At 46.0% G+C, this 17,030-nt stretch carries 15 protein-coding genes and 5 tRNA genes; 19 read left to right on the top strand and 1 reads right to left on the bottom strand.

Annotation, left to right across the window (positions count from 1 at the left end):
• Nucleotides 1-531 precede the first annotated feature (531 nt).
• The 8 genes from ftsB (at nt 532) to rpoS (ending at nt 6,509) form a co-directional block, all read left to right on the top strand.
• Complete coding sequence (ftsB, locus tag AACR11_RS21070; RefSeq protein WP_005452106.1) at nt 532-813, top strand: cell division protein FtsB; 282 nt, start codon at nt 532-534, stop codon at nt 811-813.
• Nucleotide 814: 1 nt separating this feature from the next.
• Nucleotides 815-1,525, top strand: coding sequence for a 2-C-methyl-D-erythritol 4-phosphate cytidylyltransferase (gene ispD, locus AACR11_RS21065; RefSeq protein ID WP_079325127.1), 711 nt, complete (start codon nt 815-817; stop codon nt 1,523-1,525).
• Nucleotides 1,526-1,539: 14 nt separating this feature from the next.
• On the top strand, nt 1,540-2,016 hold the full coding sequence (ispF, locus tag AACR11_RS21060; protein WP_005425365.1) for a 2-C-methyl-D-erythritol 2,4-cyclodiphosphate synthase: 477 nt from the start codon (nt 1,540-1,542) through the stop codon (nt 2,014-2,016).
• Between the two features lie 45 nt (nt 2,017-2,061).
• A complete protein-coding gene (truD, locus tag AACR11_RS21055; RefSeq protein WP_079325125.1) occupies nt 2,062-3,105 on the top strand; it encodes a tRNA pseudouridine(13) synthase TruD in 1,044 nt (347 codons plus the stop codon).
• Complete coding sequence (gene surE, locus AACR11_RS21050; protein ID WP_009698768.1) at nt 3,105-3,881, top strand: 5'/3'-nucleotidase SurE; 777 nt, start codon at nt 3,105-3,107, stop codon at nt 3,879-3,881. The genes truD and surE overlap by 1 nt, the downstream gene beginning before the upstream one ends.
• Nucleotides 3,881-4,507, top strand: a complete 627-nt coding sequence (locus AACR11_RS21045; RefSeq protein ID WP_005452113.1) for a protein-L-isoaspartate(D-aspartate) O-methyltransferase — start codon at nt 3,881-3,883, stop codon at nt 4,505-4,507. Before surE ends, AACR11_RS21045 begins: the two co-directional genes overlap by 1 nt.
• Before the next feature lie 14 nt (nt 4,508-4,521).
• Nucleotides 4,522-5,445 carry a peptidoglycan DD-metalloendopeptidase family protein gene (locus AACR11_RS21040; protein WP_029790334.1) on the top strand — a complete coding sequence of 308 codons (924 nt, stop codon included), beginning with the start codon at nt 4,522-4,524 and terminating at the stop codon, nt 5,443-5,445.
• Nucleotides 5,446-5,525: 80 nt separating this feature from the next.
• On the top strand, nt 5,526-6,509 hold the full coding sequence (gene rpoS / locus AACR11_RS21035; RefSeq protein WP_005452115.1) for an RNA polymerase sigma factor RpoS: 984 nt from the start codon (nt 5,526-5,528) through the stop codon (nt 6,507-6,509).
• A 93-nt stretch (nt 6,510-6,602) separates the two neighbouring features.
• On the opposite strand, the gene mutS is transcribed toward rpoS, so the two are convergent.
• Entirely contained in the window at nt 6,603-9,164 is a 2,562-nt protein-coding gene (gene mutS, locus AACR11_RS21030; protein ID WP_009703951.1) for a DNA mismatch repair protein MutS, read from the bottom strand.
• 85 nt (nt 9,165-9,249) lie between these two features.
• Here mutS and pncC point away from each other — a divergent pair, with 85 nt between their 5' ends.
• The 11 genes from pncC to AACR11_RS20975 all read left to right on the top strand — a co-directional run bounded on the left by pncC (nt 9,250) and on the right by AACR11_RS20975 (nt 16,931).
• On the top strand, nt 9,250-9,732 hold the full coding sequence (gene pncC, locus AACR11_RS21025) for a nicotinamide-nucleotide amidase (RefSeq protein WP_009703950.1): 483 nt from the start codon (nt 9,250-9,252) through the stop codon (nt 9,730-9,732).
• Between the two features lie 201 nt (nt 9,733-9,933).
• On the top strand, nt 9,934-10,977 hold the full coding sequence (recA, locus tag AACR11_RS21020) for a recombinase RecA (RefSeq protein ID WP_005436413.1): 1,044 nt from the start codon (nt 9,934-9,936) through the stop codon (nt 10,975-10,977).
• A gap of 206 nt (nt 10,978-11,183) precedes the next feature.
• Entirely contained in the window at nt 11,184-11,651 is a 468-nt protein-coding gene (gene recX / locus AACR11_RS21015) for a recombination regulator RecX (RefSeq protein WP_005452120.1), read from the top strand.
• Between the two features lie 142 nt (nt 11,652-11,793).
• Nucleotides 11,794-14,391: an alanine--tRNA ligase gene (gene alaS / locus AACR11_RS21010; RefSeq protein ID WP_029790336.1), complete on the top strand. Its 2,598-nt coding sequence runs from the start codon at nt 11,794-11,796 to the stop codon at nt 14,389-14,391.
• Nucleotides 14,392-14,593: 202 nt separating this feature from the next.
• Entirely contained in the window at nt 14,594-15,781 is a 1,188-nt protein-coding gene (locus AACR11_RS21005) for an aspartate kinase (protein ID WP_005452123.1), read from the top strand.
• Nucleotides 15,782-15,873: 92 nt separating this feature from the next.
• Complete coding sequence (gene csrA, locus AACR11_RS21000; RefSeq protein ID WP_004415691.1) at nt 15,874-16,071, top strand: carbon storage regulator CsrA; 198 nt, start codon at nt 15,874-15,876, stop codon at nt 16,069-16,071.
• Nucleotides 16,072-16,314: 243 nt separating this feature from the next.
• Nucleotides 16,315-16,406 (top strand) — tRNA-Ser (locus AACR11_RS20995).
• A gap of 31 nt (nt 16,407-16,437) precedes the next feature.
• Nucleotides 16,438-16,514 (top strand) — tRNA-Arg (locus AACR11_RS20990).
• Between the two features lie 29 nt (nt 16,515-16,543).
• Nucleotides 16,544-16,635, top strand: a tRNA-Ser gene (locus AACR11_RS20985).
• A gap of 85 nt (nt 16,636-16,720) precedes the next feature.
• Nucleotides 16,721-16,797 (top strand) — tRNA-Arg (locus tag AACR11_RS20980).
• A gap of 57 nt (nt 16,798-16,854) precedes the next feature.
• A tRNA-Arg gene (locus AACR11_RS20975) sits at nt 16,855-16,931 on the top strand.
• Nucleotides 16,932-17,030: the final 99 nt, after the last annotated feature.

The following is a 17,030-nucleotide window of genomic DNA, read 5'->3' as shown; positions in this document are numbered from 1 at the left end:
CTTAACTTAAAGCTTTTGAAAACGCCTCGCACTTGCGGGGCGTTTTTTATATGACGGAAGCTCTAGGTGAGCGCGCTCCTCCATGTTTCAAGGAATCGGTCTCAAAGAAGTTAAAGGCCAGGCTTAATTCTTAACTGAGTTAACGGCTTAGCTTAAAGCTATTAAAAACACCTCGCACTTGCGGGGCGTTTTTGTATCTAACATATGAGAACGCTATGCTTCGAGAGGCAGGAACGGGCTTCGCCCTTCGGGAGCGCTTCTCTTCGAAAGGTAGGAGCGGACTTGGCTCTTCGAGAGCACTTCACTTGGATACATGAGAACAGGCTTTGCTTTTGGATGTCTTTCGCTTACGTTGATTTGTCATTCCCTAGAACGACGAAGGAGAGAGTAGGGAATCTCTTTGTTTCATTTTGCTGCTTTTTTCCTGTAAGGAGCGTGTGAGTCTCTTTTTCTACCCTAGAGCCAACCACGCATTTATGCTATATATGTCACCTTATCTAATCCCTTCCGGTACAGAATGTTAGCAACGATATGCGAATCTTTGTTATAGCCCTTACGTTACTGTTTGGCTGGCTTCAATATACCCTCTGGTTTGGCAAAAACGGGGTGTCTGACTACTACACAGTAGAAGATGAAATTGAAGTGCAGCAGCAAGTAAACAGCAAGCTGCAAGCTCGTAATAACGAGATGTTCGCTGAGATTGATGACTTACGACAAGGTCTTGATGCAATCGAAGAACGTGCACGTCATGAACTTGGTTTGGTTAAAGATGGCGAAACCTTCTACCGAATTGTCGATGAGGAAGAGCATTAATATGTTGGATACTAACACTCCAACCCATATTGCTATCGTGCCAGCCGCAGGTGTTGGCAGCCGCATGAAGGCAGATCGCCCAAAACAATACCTGTTGATTGACGGCAAAGCGGTACTGGAACATACCGTAGAGAAACTGCTTTCTCATCCAAAAATTTCTAAGGTTGTCGTGGCTATTACCGACGGCGACCCATACTACCCTGAACTCTCCATTGCTCAGCACCCTGATGTGATTCGTGTGGCTGGTGGTAAAGAAAGGGCAGACTCTGTGTTATCAGGGCTAAACTATGTAAGTACACATTGGGAAAGCGAGTGGGTATTAGTCCACGACGCTGCAAGACCGTGTGTATTAACATCCGATATTGACCATTTGATCGACGTTTGTAGCGCGCACCCACCTGGTGGCATCCTCGCATCTCCAGTGAGAGACACAATGAAGCGAGCAAACACAGCACAAGATATCGATCATACGGTAGATAGAGAAGCATTGTGGCATGCATTAACTCCACAAATGTTTAAAACTCAGCAGCTTACTCAAGCACTGACTGACGCATTAGAACAAGGTGCAACCATTACTGATGAAGCTTCGGCTTTGGAATGGTTGGGCGAGAAGCCGGCTTTGGTTCAGGGGAATGCGAATAATATTAAAATTACTCAGCCAGAAGATCTTGCGTTAGCCGAGTTTTATCTAAGCCGTGAGCGCGGCGAATAAAGAAAGGATAGAAAATGATTCGAATTGGTCATGGTTTCGACGTACATAAATTCGGTGGTGAAGGTCCGGTAATTATTGGGGGCGTAGCGATCCCATACGAACAAGGTTTAATTGCACACTCTGATGGTGATGTAGCGCTGCATGCGTTAACGGATGCACTGCTTGGCGCTATTGCTGCAGGCGATATTGGTCGTCACTTCCCTGATACGGACGACAAATGGAAAGGTGCAGACAGTCGTGAACTACTGAAAGACGTTTATCGCCGAGTCAAAGAGCAAGGCTACCGTCTTGGTAATGCCGATGTCACTATCATGGCACAAGCGCCGAAGATGGCACCGCACATTGACGCAATGTGTGCTGCTATTGCCGAAGACCTTGAAACCGACATTAGCAACATTAACGTAAAAGCAACGACGACAGAACGTCTTGGTTTTACTGGACGCAAAGAAGGCATTGCAACGGAAGCCGTTGTACTTCTGTTTAAGCAATAATTAGCAATTTGCTCCTCTAAGCTGTGATATCAGCGGAAATACATCATGTCAGACATTTTATCTTCATTGGCTTACCTAACAGGTAAGCCAGTTGCATCTGCAAAAATCAAAGCGCAGCCAGAGCACTTTCAGGTTCGCGAAGATTTAGGTTTTGCCTTTACGGGTGAAGGCGAGCATTTAATGGTTCGTATCCGTAAAACAGGTGAGAACACCAGTTTCGTTGCTAACGAACTAGCAAAAGCCAGTGGTGTTAAGTCGAAAGACGTTAGCTGGGCGGGTCTTAAAGACCGTCATGCTGTGACTGAACAGTGGCTAAGCGTGCATTTACCAAAAGGTGAAACGCCAGATTTTTCAGCATTTTTGGCGCAATACCCGAGTATCGAGATCCTAGCAACGGATCGTCACAATAAAAAACTGCGCCCTGGTGACTTAGTAGGGAACGAGTTCGTGGTTACTTTGTCTGAAGTGACAGATATAGCGGATGTTGAACAACGTCTTGAAAAAGTGAAACAAGTGGGTGTGCCAAACTACTTTGGTAGTCAGCGTTTTGGTAACGATGGCAACAACCTTGAAGAAGCACGTCGATGGGGACGCGAGAACGTTCGTACCCGCAATCAAAACAAACGCAGCATGTATCTGTCAGCGGCTCGTTCGTGGATCTTCAACCGCATTGTTTCAGCTCGCCTAGAGAATGGTGTATTTGACAAGTTCATCGACGGTGATGTTGCGCAGACAGCTTCTGGCACTCAGTTAGTTGATGCAAGCAACATCGACGAGTTACAAGCACAATTTGCTCAAGGCGAAGTGGCGATCACCGCGGCAATGGCGGGCGATAACGCACTACCAACTCAAGCGGATGCGCTAACCTTAGAACAACCGTTCTTAGATGAAGAACCAGATTTGATGGCACTGATTCGCGGTAACCGTATGCGTCACGACCGCCGCGATATCGCACTCAAGCCACAAGACCTAGCTTGGACGGTCGATGGTAATAACATCACGATGACATTCTCGCTGGATGCGGGTTCATTTGCGACCTCAATCGTGCGTGAGCTGGTCATCGAAGAAAAGGTAGAAAGAGAATATTAATGGAAATGGATTCACACAACGCGAAGCCATTAAGAATACTGCTCAGCAATGATGATGGTGTTCATGCTCAAGGAATTCATGCGCTTGCTGATGAGCTGAGAAGCATTGCCGAAGTAACGATTGTCGCACCAGACAGAAACCGCTCTGGTGCATCTAACTCATTGACGCTGGAGCAACCGCTGCGTGTCACCGAGATTGCGCCAAAGACATTCTCTGTGCAAGGTACGCCAACAGACTGTGTACACTTTGCGCTGAATGAGTTGATGAAAGATGATTTGCCAGACCTTGTGCTGTCAGGCATCAATCATGGCGCAAATCTAGGTGATGACGTTTTGTACTCCGGCACGGTGGCTGCTGCTATGGAAGGACACTTCCTTGGCGTGCAGGCGATTGCTTTCTCTCTAGTCGGTAAACAACATTTTGAATCTGCTGCTAAAATTGCTCGCCAGTTGGTTGAGCAGCATCTGATTCGCCCAATTCCAACCAACCGTCTATTGAATGTAAACGTCCCTGATCTTCCGTTTGAAGAACTTGGTGAGATAGAAGTGACTCGCTTGGGTGCGCGTCATCACGCTGAGAATATGATTAAGCAGAAAGATCCACGCGGACATGATATTTATTGGCTTGGTCCTCCGGGTAAAGAGCAAGATGCTGGCATCGGTACGGACTTTTATGCCATTGAACATGGTTTTGTTTCAATCACGCCGCTGCAAGTCGATCTCACCGCTCATGAGTCGCTGCGCGCAATGGACAGTTGGTTAAAGGAAGAGAGTTAATGAGTAACCCACATGCTGACAGGTTGATAGCGTTTCTTATCTCCAGTGGCATCAGTGATCAACGTGTGTTGGATGCGATTTATCGACTACCGCGTGAGAGCTTTGTCTCACAAGCAATGATGCACCAAGCGTACGACAACAATGCGCTGCCGATTGGTCAGGGACAAACTATTTCTCAGCCTTATATCGTTGCAAAAATGACAGAGCTGCTTGATCTAAAATCGGACAGTAATGTTTTAGAAATCGGCACGGGCTCGGGTTACCAAACTGCAGTGCTTGCGCAAATTGTCGATCATGTCTATTCCGTTGAACGCATTAAGTCTTTGCAATGGGATGCTAAGCGTCGTCTGAAACAACTGGATATTTATAACGTCTCTACCAAACATGGAGATGGTTGGCTTGGATGGGAAGCGAAAGGTCCATTCGATGCGATTATTGTCACTGCGGCAGCGGAAAGTGTTCCCCAAGCACTTCTATCCCAGCTGAAAGAGGGCGGTAAGATGATCATTCCTGTTGGTGAAGATGAACAACAACTATTAAAAATTGAACGTCAGGGTGAACAATATCTGTCGACCGTGGTAGAAATGGTAAGATTTGTGCCATTAGTTGCAGGTGATTTAGCTTAAGGGTTAAAGACTAGGTGAAGAAGTTATTACGTCGTTTTGGTATTAGCTGTTTATTGGCTGCGGGACTGGTTGGTTGCGCGGCTCATTCACCTGCACCTGTTTCAAGCCTAAATAAAGATTACTCGACGGTTGAGCGTGGTAGTTATAGAGGGAGTTATTACGAAGTAAAGAAAGGTGATACCCTTTATTTTATTGCCTACGTCACAGATAAGGATGTAAATGATCTTGTTCGTTACAATGAATTGTCTGCGCCTTACACGATTTTCCCGGGGCAGAAGTTAAAACTTTGGGCTCCGAAATATGTTGCGCCTAAATATGGTCATAAAGTGGAACCCGTTGTTGCTCCTGTAGTTGCGGCGAAACCTGTTCCAGTGACTAAAACATCAACAGCGTCAAAGCCGTCAAATTCAAGTAAAAGCTCTACTCAAAAACCTAAACCGACTAAGACTCAAGTTGCACAAAAACAGCCTCCAAAGAAGGTTGAACAATCCAAACCAAAGGAGTATGTTGGGTCAAAAGGTAATCAGAATGTTAAACTGAAACCGCCAGTAACTACCGCGAAAAACGATAAAGTATCGAAGTGGTTATGGCCAACAAAAGGGAGAGTAATCAAGAACTTCTCAGCGGGAGAACAAGGAAATAAAGGCATAGACATCGCAGGACAGCGTGGTCAGCCAATCGTTTCAACCGCAGCCGGCACAGTCGTGTACTCAGGTAATGCGCTACGAGGTTATGGCAACCTAATTATAGTGAAGCATAACGACAATTATTTAAGCGCATACGCACACAATGACAGATTGCTGGTCTCAGAAGGACAAAGTGTTAAGAGCGGACAAAAAATAGCGACCATGGGTAGTTCTGGTTCTAAATCCGTCAAACTTCACTTTGAAATTCGCTATCAAGGTAAATCAGTGAATCCAAAGCGCTATTTACCGTAGAACTTTGAATAACAACTTGCGACATCATTTAGCGACATATTGAGTTGTCATGTCTTGCTAACTCGCCAGGGGGAGGCGTTATGAGTATCAGCAACACAGTAACCAAAGTTGAAGAGTTCGAATATGATAATGCACAATCGGAAGGCATTTCTAACGGACTTGAAAAACCATCTAACGGAACCAAAACAGCAGCACGCGAAGAGTTTGATGCGAGCAGCAAGAGCCTAGACGCGACTCAGCTTTACCTAGGTGAAATTGGTTTCTCACCTCTACTTACTGCAGAAGAAGAAGTACTTTATGCACGACGTGCACTGCGTGGCGATGAAGCCGCTCGCAAACGCATGATCGAAAGTAACTTGCGTCTTGTAGTGAAGATCTCTCGCCGATACAGCAATCGTGGTCTTGCGCTTCTTGATCTTATTGAAGAAGGTAACTTAGGTTTGATCCGTGCGGTCGAGAAGTTTGATCCAGAACGAGGCTTCCGTTTCTCAACTTACGCGACGTGGTGGATTCGCCAAACGATCGAACGTGCGTTGATGAACCAAACTCGTACAATCCGTCTGCCAATTCATGTGGTTAAAGAGCTGAACATTTATCTGCGTACAGCGCGTGAACTTTCTCAGAAGCTCGACCATGAACCAACAGCAGAAGAGATTGCTGCACAGTTAGATATCCCAGTAGAAGACGTAAGTAAAATGCTTCGCCTTAACGAGCGTATTAGCTCTGTCGATACTCCAATCGGTGGTGACGGCGAGAAAGCGTTACTGGATATTATTCCTGATGCAAACAACTCGGATCCTGAAGTTTCCACTCAAGACGATGACATCAAATCTTCATTGATCCATTGGCTAGAAGAGCTGAATCCAAAACAGAAAGAAGTGCTGGCACGTCGTTTTGGTCTGCTTGGTTATGAGCCATCAACGCTTGAAGAAGTGGGACGTGAAATTGGTTTAACACGCGAACGTGTTCGCCAGATCCAAGTGGAAGGCTTACGTCGACTACGCGAGATCTTGATTAAACAAGGTCTGAACATGGAAAACTTGTTCAACGTAGAAGACGACTAAACGTAGGCAGCGATAGAGGCTAGATCAGAATAAACAAAAGGCTATGGGTGACCATAGCCTTTTTGCGTTTTACTGTACCAGTTAGCCCAAGAACTAGAGCATCTTCTTCAAGCGGTATAGCTCTTCCAGTGCCTGACGCGGCGTTAAATCATCAGGGTCGATATTCGACAATGCTTGTTCAACATCACTAGGTTCAGGGATCAGGCTGAGTTGGTTTGCCACATCAACGGTACTCGGACGAGGTGAGTCATTACCTTGACCTAATTGTTCAAGCTGCGACAGTTTGTGACGTGCATTCTTGATGACTGGTTTTGGAACGCCCGCTAAACCAGCAACCGCTAGACCATAAGACTTGCTTGCCGCGCCTTCTTGAACTGCATGCATAAAAGCAATGCTGTCACCGTGTTCTACCGCATCAAGGTGAACGTTAGCGAGATTTGGCAGCAAGTTTGGCAGCTCAGTCAGTTCGAAGTAGTGCGTTGCGAACAGAGTCATTGCCCCAATCTGAGTTGCAAGCCATTCTGCACTTGCCCATGCCAAAGACAGACCATCGTAAGTACTGGTACCGCGACCAATTTCATCCATCAGCACCAAGCTGTTCTTAGTGGCGTTGTGAAGAATGTTGGCGGTTTCAGTCATTTCTACCATGAAGGTTGAACGACCAGATGCCAAATCATCAGATGCGCCGATACGAGTAAAGATACGGTCTAGAGAGCCAATATGAGCTGATTCTGCAGGAACGTATGAACCAATGTGAGCCATCAAAGCAATCAATGCAGTCTGGCGCATGTAGGTCGATTTACCACCCATGTTTGGACCGGTGATGATCAGCATCTTACGATTTGAGCTCAGTTCAATTGGGTTAGCAATAAATGGTTCGCTTGTTACTTGCTCCACGACAGGATGACGACCCGCTTGAATGCTAATGCCCGCTTCTTTGTCCAATGTTGGGCGACAGTAATCAAGTGAATCTGCACGCTCGGCTAGGTTTTGTAGTACGTCCAACTGAGAGATCGCCGAAGCAAGGTTTTGCATCTTCTCAAGGTTTGGCATCAACAAATCAAATAGTTCTTCCCACAGTTTTTTCTCAACTGCTAGCGCTTTTGATTTTGAATTCAGAACTTTATCTTCGTGCTCTTTCAGCTCTGGAATGATATAGCGTTCTGCATTTTTCAGTGTTTGGCGACGTACATAGTGTGGTGGAACCAAGTGGCTTTGACCACGGCTAACCTGAATGAAGAAACCGTGTACAGCGTTGTAGCCAACTTTTAGGGTGTCGATACCATGACGTTCACGCTCGTCTGCTTCGAGTTTTTCAAGATACTCGGTTGCACCGTCTGCAAGCTTGCGCCATTCATCAAGTTCCGCATTGTAGCCTTCTGCAATCACGCCTCCCTCGCGAATAACCACTGGTGGGTTTTCTTTGATTGCACGCTCAAGTAAGTCACATACCTCATCCATTGGCGCAGCAAATTGAGCCAACTTTCTAAGATATGGGTGAGCTAGAGAAGAAGTGACTGCTTCCAACTCTGGCAGCTGTTGCATCGCATGGCGTAGACGAGCCATATCGCGCGGACGTGCTGAGCGCAGCGCCAAACGGGCTAGGATACGCTCGATGTCACCAATTTGTTTGAAGATTGGTTGAATGTCGGTGAACAAGCTCTGATCTTTGATCTCACCAATTGCATCAAGACGGTTGTTAAGAGTATCGACACAGCGCATTGGTTGATGTAACCAGCGCTTCAGCATACGGCTGCCCATTGGGGTCGCACAGTGATCGAGTACTTCGGCTAGCGTGTTATCGGTCCCACCAGATAGGTTTTGCGTCAACTCTAAGTTGCGACGTGTTGCCGCATCAAGAATGACTGAGTGATCTTGGCGATCAAACGTCAATGAACGAATGTGTGGTAGGGCAGTACGCTGAGTATCTTTTACGTATTGGATCAAACAACCCGCAGCACACAGACCCAGTGAAGCGTGCTCAACCCCAAAGCCTACCAAGTCGCGCGTACCAAATTGTTGGTTCAATTGCTGCTTAGCGGTATCTAGCTCAAATTCCCAGACAGGACGACGACGGTTACCGTTACGGTTTGACATCAGATGTACGGGTTCAAAATCTTCAGGGAAGAGTAATTCACGAGGCGCAGTACGTTGCAGTTCAGCAGCCATTGCTTCTTCGGTTTCAGGCTCAACTAATTGGAAGCGACCCGAAGTCACATCTAATGTCGCGTAACCGAACTTACCATTGTGATGGTAAATAGACGCAATCAGGTTGTCGATACGCTCTGACAGCAGTGCTTCGTCGGTTACTGTACCTGGTGTAACAATGCGTACTACTTTACGTTCAACTGGACCTTTGCTTGTTGCAGGATCGCCAATCTGTTCACAGATCGCGACAGACTCACCAAGCTGAACAAGTTTGGCTAGATAACCTTCAACGGCGTGGAATGGAACGCCAGCCATCGGGATAGGTTCACCTGCCGATGCACCACGTTTAGTCAACGAAATATCAAGCAATTGAGATGCGCGTTTAGCATCGTCGTAGAAGAGTTCGTAGAAGTCGCCCATGCGGTAAAACAGCAAGATTTCTGGGTTCTCAGCCTTTAGCTTGAGATATTGCTGCATCATCGGAGTGTGTTTTTGTTCAGCTTTCACAGGTAAGTACTTTTGTTTATTTCCGTAGCGGCTTAGGATACGTGAATCCCTATCAAGTAAAAAGAGACAAAGGGCATTTTTGGCTATGGAACGAGCAACAAAATTGAGTGCCGATTTAGGTGCATTATTGGCTAAGCATGGACATGTTTTAACGACGGCAGAATCATGCACGGGTGGCGGTGTTGCAACTGCTATTACTGATATTGCTGGCAGTTCTGCGTGGCTTGACCGGGCGTTTGTCACTTACAGTAATGAAGCCAAAATGGAGATGCTTGGTGTACAAGCTTCAACGTTGGAAGCACATGGTGCGGTGAGCGAACCCGTTGTGATTGAAATGGTACAAGGTGCCATTCGTAATTCGAACGCTACTATCGGCGTGTCCATCAGTGGTATTGCTGGACCAGGAGGAGGCAGTGAAGAGAAACCTGTCGGTACGGTCTGTTTTGCCTTCGCTGATAACCAAAACTGGCAGCAAGTGGATACCATGCATTTCACTGGTGACCGTGCTCAAGTTCGCAAAAAAGCGGTCGAACACGCACTGACTCAATTGTATCAACATCTGATTTAGAATTTGTGAAATTGCCTTAGCCCAGATTTGATAAGGGCTAGAGCAAATCATGACTTTAGGTCAGTCAAATTTTTTTCATACAGGTATAGACACTGTATGAATCAACAGTATAATAGCTTTCATTGCTGAGCAGTTCTTCTGCTTAAGAAAAATGAATTACTATTCGTCGCCCAAAACAAGATGAATAAATCGGAGAAAGTAATGGACGAGAACAAACAGAAAGCGCTCGCCGCTGCGCTAGGTCAAATTGAAAAGCAATTCGGTAAAGGCTCTATTATGCGCCTTGGTGATAACCGCGCAATGGACGTAGAAACCATCTCAACGGGTTCTCTTTCTCTTGATATCGCTTTGGGTGCTGGTGGTCTACCAATGGGTCGTATCGTAGAAATCTACGGTCCAGAATCTTCAGGTAAAACAACGCTAACTCTTGAGCTGATCGCTGCTGCGCAACGTGAAGGCAAAACTTGTGCGTTTATCGATGCAGAGCACGCGCTAGATCCTGTATACGCGAAGAAACTTGGCGTTGATATCGATGCACTATTGGTTTCTCAGCCTGATACGGGTGAGCAAGCGCTAGAGATCTGTGACGCACTTGCACGTTCTGGTGCTATTGACGTTATGGTGGTTGACTCTGTTGCAGCACTAACACCAAAAGCAGAAATTGAAGGCGAAATGGGTGACAGCCACATGGGTCTTCAAGCACGTATGCTTTCTCAAGCGATGCGTAAGCTAACGGGTAACCTAAAGCAATCTAACTGTATGTGTATCTTCATCAACCAAATCCGTATGAAGATTGGTGTGATGTTCGGTAACCCAGAAACAACGACTGGTGGTAACGCACTTAAGTTCTACGCTTCTGTTCGTCTAGATATCCGTCGTACTGGCGCAATCAAAGAAGGTGACGAAGTAGTAGGTAACGAAACGCGCATCAAAGTTGTTAAGAACAAGATTGCTGCACCGTTTAAAGAAGCAAACACGCAAATCATGTACGGCCAAGGTTTCAACCGTGAAGGTGAGCTGATTGATCTAGGTGTGAAGCACAAGCTAGTTGAAAAAGCAGGTGCATGGTACAGCTACCAAGGCGACAAGATTGGTCAAGGTAAAGCAAACGCTTGTAACTACCTACGCGAAAACCCAGAAATCGGTAAGACTATCGATACTAAACTGCGTGAAATGCTACTTTCACCAGCACTACCTGAAGCACCAGAATCAGGTGAAAAATCAGAGCAAGAAGAAGAGTTTTAATCTTCTTACTAAGTCATATTGAACAAGGCCCTGCTATGCGGGGCTTTGTTGTATCTGCTGAAATAAAAATCGAAAAAACAAAGGCTGGGCTTATATCAATTAGGGTAGGCAAGCGATCAGAACTAGCGTGTTAGTAGGTTAGAGTGAGCGGTTATTTACTACGATTGAGATAAATCCTGTACAGCAAAAACAGTTTTAGGATCACCATGTACCAAAAGCGCCAAGCGCCGACTCTATCTAGCAAAGAAGCGGCTATTCAATTATTGAGCCGTCGAGACCATGGGCAATACGAGTTATACCAAAAGCTGGCTCTAAAAGGTTATGAAGAGGCAGACATAGAATCGGCAATCAATTTTTGTCTCGACCACAACTATTTGGATGACCTGCGCTATGCCAAAAGCCAAGTGCGTCAACATGTTTACAAAGGGCATGGCGAGCGCCGAATTCGTCAAGAATTGAACCAAAAACGTGTAGCAGAATCCATCATCGATATGGCAATGGCAGAAGAGCCACAAGACTGGTTTGAACTGGCAAGAATGGCTGCTGAGAAGAAATTCAAAGGAATAAAAGCCAAAGACCAGAAAGAGTACGCTAAACAAGTGCGATTTCTGCAATATCGTGGCTACAGTTTTGACCAAATTAGCTATGCGCTGAGCTTTGAGGACGAAGATTAACGGTCAGTCGTTCGCACTGTTTTTTGTTTTGCTTCAAATTTTTTCTTCTAATGCCTCTTTTCCGCAAGAAAACTAGTCGTAGCTGATTGCATGATCTACAATACGGCAAAATTCTAACTCGACTATTTTCAGGAAGAGCTGCATGTACATGAGCACTGATGAGGTTCGTAACGCGTTCCTCAAGTTCTTTGAGAGCAAAGGACACCAAATCGTAGAAAGTTCATCGTTAGTTCCACATAACGACCCAACCCTGCTGTTCACAAACGCGGGTATGAACCAATTTAAAGATTGTTTCTTAGGCTTAGAAAAACGAGCCTACACTCGAGCGACTACGGCTCAACGTTGTGTACGTGCTGGTGGTAAACACAACGACCTGGAAAACGTTGGCTTTACAGCTCGTCACCATACTTTCTTTGAAATGCTAGGTAACTTCAGCTTTGGTGACTACTTCAAAGAAGACGCAATTTCTTTCGCATGGGAATTCCTAACAGAAACCCTTAAGCTGCCAGCAGACCGTCTACTTGTAACAGTTTACGAGACAGACGACGAAGCATTCGATATCTGGAACAAAAAAGTAGGCGTTCCAGCAGACCGCATTATTCGCATCGGCGACAAGAAAGGTGGTAAACCATACGAGTCAGATAACTTCTGGCAAATGGGTGACACGGGTCCTTGTGGTCCATGTACTGAAATCTTCTACGATCACGGTGAGCACATCTGGGGTGGCCGTCCTGGCACACCTGAAGAAGATGGTGACCGTTTCATCGAGATCTGGAACAACGTATTCATGCAGTTCAACCGTCACGCAGACGGCACTATGGAACCGCTACCAAAACCATCGGTAGATACTGGTATGGGTATCGAGCGTATCTCTGCAATCATGCAAGGCGTTCACTCAAACTACGAAATCGATGTATTCCAAGCTCTTATCAAAGCTGCTGCTGAAGTGATTGGTTACGAAGATCTATCAAACCAATCGCTACGCGTTATCGCTGACCACATCCGTTCATGTTCATTCCTGATCGTTGATGGCGTTATGCCTTCAAACGAAGGTCGTGGTTACGTTCTACGTCGTATCATCCGTCGTGCAGTTCGTCACGGTAACAAGCTAGGCGCACAAGGTGCATTCTTCCACAAACTGGTTGGTGTACTAGCGGAAATCATGGGTACGGCTGGTGAAGAGCTGAAGCGTCAACAAGCTGTGGTTGAAAAAGTACTGCGCATCGAAGAAGAAAACTTCGGTCGTACACTTGAGCGCGGTATGGCGATTTTAAACGAAGCATTAGATAACATTTCTTCGCAAGGAACGGACGGTAAAGTACTAGACGGCGAAACCGTATTTAAACTTTACGATACTTACGGCTTCCCTGCTGACTTAACTAACGACGTTGCACGTGAGCGTGAGTTCGTAATCGACGAAGAAGGTTTCGAGAAAGCGATGGAAGAGCAGCGTCAACGTGCGCGTGAAGCTGGTAACTTCGGTACTGACTACAACGCAGCGATCAAAGTTGATACGCAAACAGAATTCTGTGGTTACACAGGCACTAAAGGTTCTAGCTCTGTAGCAGCGATGTTCGTTGAAGGCAACGAAGTAGAATCTCTGTCTGCAGGCGACAAAGCAATCATAGTGCTTGGTGAAACACCATTCTACGCAGAGTCAGGCGGTCAGTGTGGTGACGCTGGTGAAATCCGCACTGAGTCTGGTGTATTCCGTGTTGAAGACACTCAAAAACTAGGTAACGCAATCGCACACCACGGTGTAATGGCAGAAGGCGTTCTAGCGAAAGGTGACGAAGTAGCAACTATCGTTGACGCAGAGCGTCGCGCAGCTATTTCTCTAAACCACTCAGCAACGCACTTGCTACACGCAGCACTTCGCCAAGTTCTTGGTGAGCACGTAACGCAGAAAGGCTCTCTAGTGAAAGCTGACAGCCTACGTTTCGACTTCTCACACCTAGAAGCCGTAACTGCAGCAGAGCTGAAAGAAGTAGAGCGTCTAGTCAACGCGCAAATTCGTCGCAACCACACGATTGAAACCAACGTGATGGACATTGAGTCTGCGAAGAAGAAAGGCGCAATGGCACTATTCGGCGAGAAGTACGACGACGAAGTACGCGTACTGTCTATGGGCGACTTCTCTACTGAACTTTGTGGTGGTATCCACGCTTCAAACACAGGTGATATCGGTCTATTCAAGATCACATCTGAAGGTGGTATCGCAGCAGGTATCCGTCGTATCGAAGCGGTAACGGGTGAAGGTGCACTAGATGCAATCGAAGCTCAAGCGGCTAAGTACGAAGAGAAACTGGCTGAATCAGCGCAGAAAGCAAAATCTCTAGAGAAAGAAATCCAGAAACTGAAAGACAAGATGGCTGCGGCAGAAAGCGCAAACATCATGGGCAAAGTTCAGGACATCAACGGTACTAAAGTACTGATTGCTGCTCTAGAAGGCGCAGATAACAAGAACCTACGTACTATGGTTGATGACATCAAAAACCAAGTCGGTAGTGGCGTTATCCTTCTTGCAAACGTGAACGATGACAAGATCGGTCTGATTGCAGGTGTAACCAAAGACCTTATCGGCAAAGTGAAAGCGGGTGACCTAGTTAAGATGGTTGCTGAGCAAGTTGGCGGTAAAGGCGGTGGTCGCCCAGATATGGCGCAAGCAGGTGGTACTGATGTTGCAGCGCTACCTGCGGCGATTCAGTCTGTACAGCCTTGGCTAGAAGAACGCCTATAAGCTTTTAAAAAATGATTTACGCTCAATCAAGCTTCTTTGATTGGGCGTAATTTTTTTATGGTAACCAAGTGGTTTAATTGACCGTATTTTAACCAGGTCATTTACGCTGCTTGGTTTTTGTTGTAACTACCGCTTATATAATTTATCTCAATGGAGTATGAGTGGTCCTAATGAGACTTTGGTCTTGGGAAGGTGAAGACTGGTGAAAAAGCCCCTTATCGTGCAAAAGTTTGGTGGAACCTCTGTGGGTTCAATTGAAAGAATCCACCAGGTAGCTGAACACATCATTAAGGCGAAGAATGATGGTAATCAAGTTGTCGTTGTTGTGTCTGCAATGTCAGGCGAAACAAACCGACTAATGGAACTGGCTAAGCAAGTAGATAGCGTTCCAACGGCTCGAGAACTTGATGTTTTGCTCTCTGCTGGTGAGCAAGTGTCGATGGCACTGCTAGCAATGACTCTGAATAAATTGGGTTACGCTGCACGCTCACTTACCGGAGCACAAGCGAACATTGTGACGGACAATCAACACAATGACGCGACGATTAAACACATTGATACTTCTACGATTCTGGATTTACTTGAACAAGACCAAATCGTGATCGTGGCAGGATTCCAAGGTGTGAATGAAAATGGGGATATCACCACATTAGGTCGAGGTGGCTCAGATACGAGCGCAGTGACACTGGCTGGCGCGTTAAGCGCTGATGAGTGTCAAATCTTTACCGACGTTGATGGTATTTATACTTGTGACCCACGTGTAGTAAAAAACGCTCAAAAGATGGCAGTTATTGATTTTCCTTCGATGGAAGCGATGGCTAGCCGCGGAGCAAAGGTATTACATCTTCCTTCTGTGCAGTATGCGTGGAAGAACAATGTACCGCTACGCGTGCTTTCGACATTTGATTTGAACGAAGGCAGTTTGGTAAAAGGGGAAGCAGGCTCAAAAGCCGTTTCTGGTATAGCCATTCAACGTGACCTTGCCATTATTGAAGTCGACAACGAACATTTGTCTAGCATTACAAAGCAATGTCAGATGTTGGGTATCGACATTTGGAATGTGATCGAGGAAACAGAACGAACAGGTATCATGATAAAACAAGATGCATGTGCCAAGTTGGATCTGGTGTTCAGCGATAAAATCCGTAATAGTGAAGCTGTAAGCCTGTTGACCGCTGTGGGGCTAGAAGCCAATGGAATGGTTGACCATGCCTGTGAATTGTTGGCACAGCAAGATATTGCAATCAATTTCTGTTCAACGAATGCACTCACTATGATGCTAGTCTTACCACCTATGTGTGTGGATGCAGCAGCAAACATTCTTCATGATGCTTACGTTACATCTAGTGAAGCATTGAACATTCAGCAAAAACATGCCTTTTTGGGCTAATTTTCAGTGACAAGGTAGTTTACGAAAATATAACTTTTGTTGGATAATAGCTTTGTAGCAAGAAAATTTAGAGATTACTCAAGGAGCAAAGAATGCTAATTTTGACTCGCCGCGTAGGCGAAACACTTATGATTGGTGATGAAGTGACTGTAACTGTACTAGGTGTTAAAGGTAACCAAGTACGTATCGGCGTTAACGCTCCGAAAGAGGTTTCTGTTCACCGTGAAGAAATCTACATGCGCATTCAAGCTGAAAAAGGCAATGGTAACGTTGCTTCTGGTAACTACTAAGCTGCTCCTGTTTACAGAGCTTAGTTTGAATGAAAAAGGCTAGCCGAAGGGCTAGCCTTTTTAGTTTCTGATTAATGTCATTTTTTAAGAGAAGACTCTCTTTTTTTCATCATAATAGGGTGGTAAAGTTTGTTTAATAGTCACTTTGATTAAATCCGCATCGGTTAAGCGATTTTTGCGTTTTTTTTCAAAGAAAGTGTTTGACATATTTTCGGTAAAACGTAATATGTGCCTCCGCAAGACGGTGAGGTGGCCGAGAGGCTGAAGGCGCTCCCCTGCTAAGGGAGTATACGGTTTATCCCGTATCGAGGGTTCGAATCCCTCCTTCACCGCCATTCTTGCAACGTTGAGAAATCAACAAAAAGTGCGTCCTTAGCTCAGCTGGATAGAGTACCTGGCTACGAACCAGGCGGTCGGAGGTTCGAATCCTCCAGGACGCGCCATATCTCTTTTGAGATATAACAATGAAAACGGTGAGGTGGCCGAGAGGCTGAAGGCGCTCCCCTGCTAAGGGAGTATACGGTTTATCCCGTATCGAGGGTTCGAATCCCTCCTTCACCGCCATTCATTGACTGGCCCAACGGCCTTTTTTTTGTTTCGTAAGAAATGAATGTGATTTACTTCACAACTTCTTAGCAAGAAGATCTGCGCGTCCTTAGCTCAGCTGGATAGAGTACCTGGCTACGAACCAGGCGGTCGGAGGTTCGAATCCTCCAGGACGCGCCACTCTTTAGGGTTTCCTTGTGAATTCCTGATATTGGTAATACTGATATCGAAAACTGCGCGTCCTTAGCTCAGCTGGATAGAGTACCTGGCTACGAACCAGGCGGTCGGAGGTTCGAATCCTCCAGGACGCGCCACTATTTAATAATTCGTTTGATAAACGGGTTATACAAAGTAAAATAAAGATTACTGCGCGTCCTTAGCTCAGCTGGATAGAGTACCTGGCTACGAACCAG

The organism is Vibrio sp. L85 (assembly GCF_963871815.1).
Classification (GTDB): domain Bacteria; phylum Pseudomonadota; class Gammaproteobacteria; order Enterobacterales; family Vibrionaceae; genus Vibrio; species Vibrio harveyi.
This window is presented reverse-complemented; position numbering and strand designations above follow the sequence as displayed.

Bases quoted from the DNA above. Each gene is read 5' to 3' on its own strand.
- ftsB (WP_005452106.1), top strand. From the start codon at position 532: ATGCGAATCTTTGTTATAGCCCTTACGTTACTGTTTGGCTGGCTTCAA.
- ispD (WP_079325127.1), top strand. From the start codon at position 815: ATGTTGGATACTAACACTCCAACCCATATTGCTATCGTGCCAGCCGCA.
- ispF (WP_005425365.1), top strand. From the start codon at position 1,540: ATGATTCGAATTGGTCATGGTTTCGACGTACATAAATTCGGTGGTGAA.
- truD (WP_079325125.1), top strand. From the start codon at position 2,062: ATGTCAGACATTTTATCTTCATTGGCTTACCTAACAGGTAAGCCAGTT.
- surE (WP_009698768.1), top strand. From the start codon at position 3,105: ATGGAAATGGATTCACACAACGCGAAGCCATTAAGAATACTGCTCAGC.
- AACR11_RS21045 (WP_005452113.1), top strand. From the start codon at position 3,881: ATGAGTAACCCACATGCTGACAGGTTGATAGCGTTTCTTATCTCCAGT.
- rpoS (WP_005452115.1), top strand. From the start codon at position 5,526: ATGAGTATCAGCAACACAGTAACCAAAGTTGAAGAGTTCGAATATGAT.
- pncC (WP_009703950.1), top strand. From the start codon at position 9,250: ATGGAACGAGCAACAAAATTGAGTGCCGATTTAGGTGCATTATTGGCT.
- recA (WP_005436413.1), top strand. From the start codon at position 9,934: ATGGACGAGAACAAACAGAAAGCGCTCGCCGCTGCGCTAGGTCAAATT.
- recX (WP_005452120.1), top strand. From the start codon at position 11,184: ATGTACCAAAAGCGCCAAGCGCCGACTCTATCTAGCAAAGAAGCGGCT.
- alaS (WP_029790336.1), top strand. From the start codon at position 11,794: ATGTACATGAGCACTGATGAGGTTCGTAACGCGTTCCTCAAGTTCTTT.
- csrA (WP_004415691.1), top strand. From the start codon at position 15,874: ATGCTAATTTTGACTCGCCGCGTAGGCGAAACACTTATGATTGGTGAT.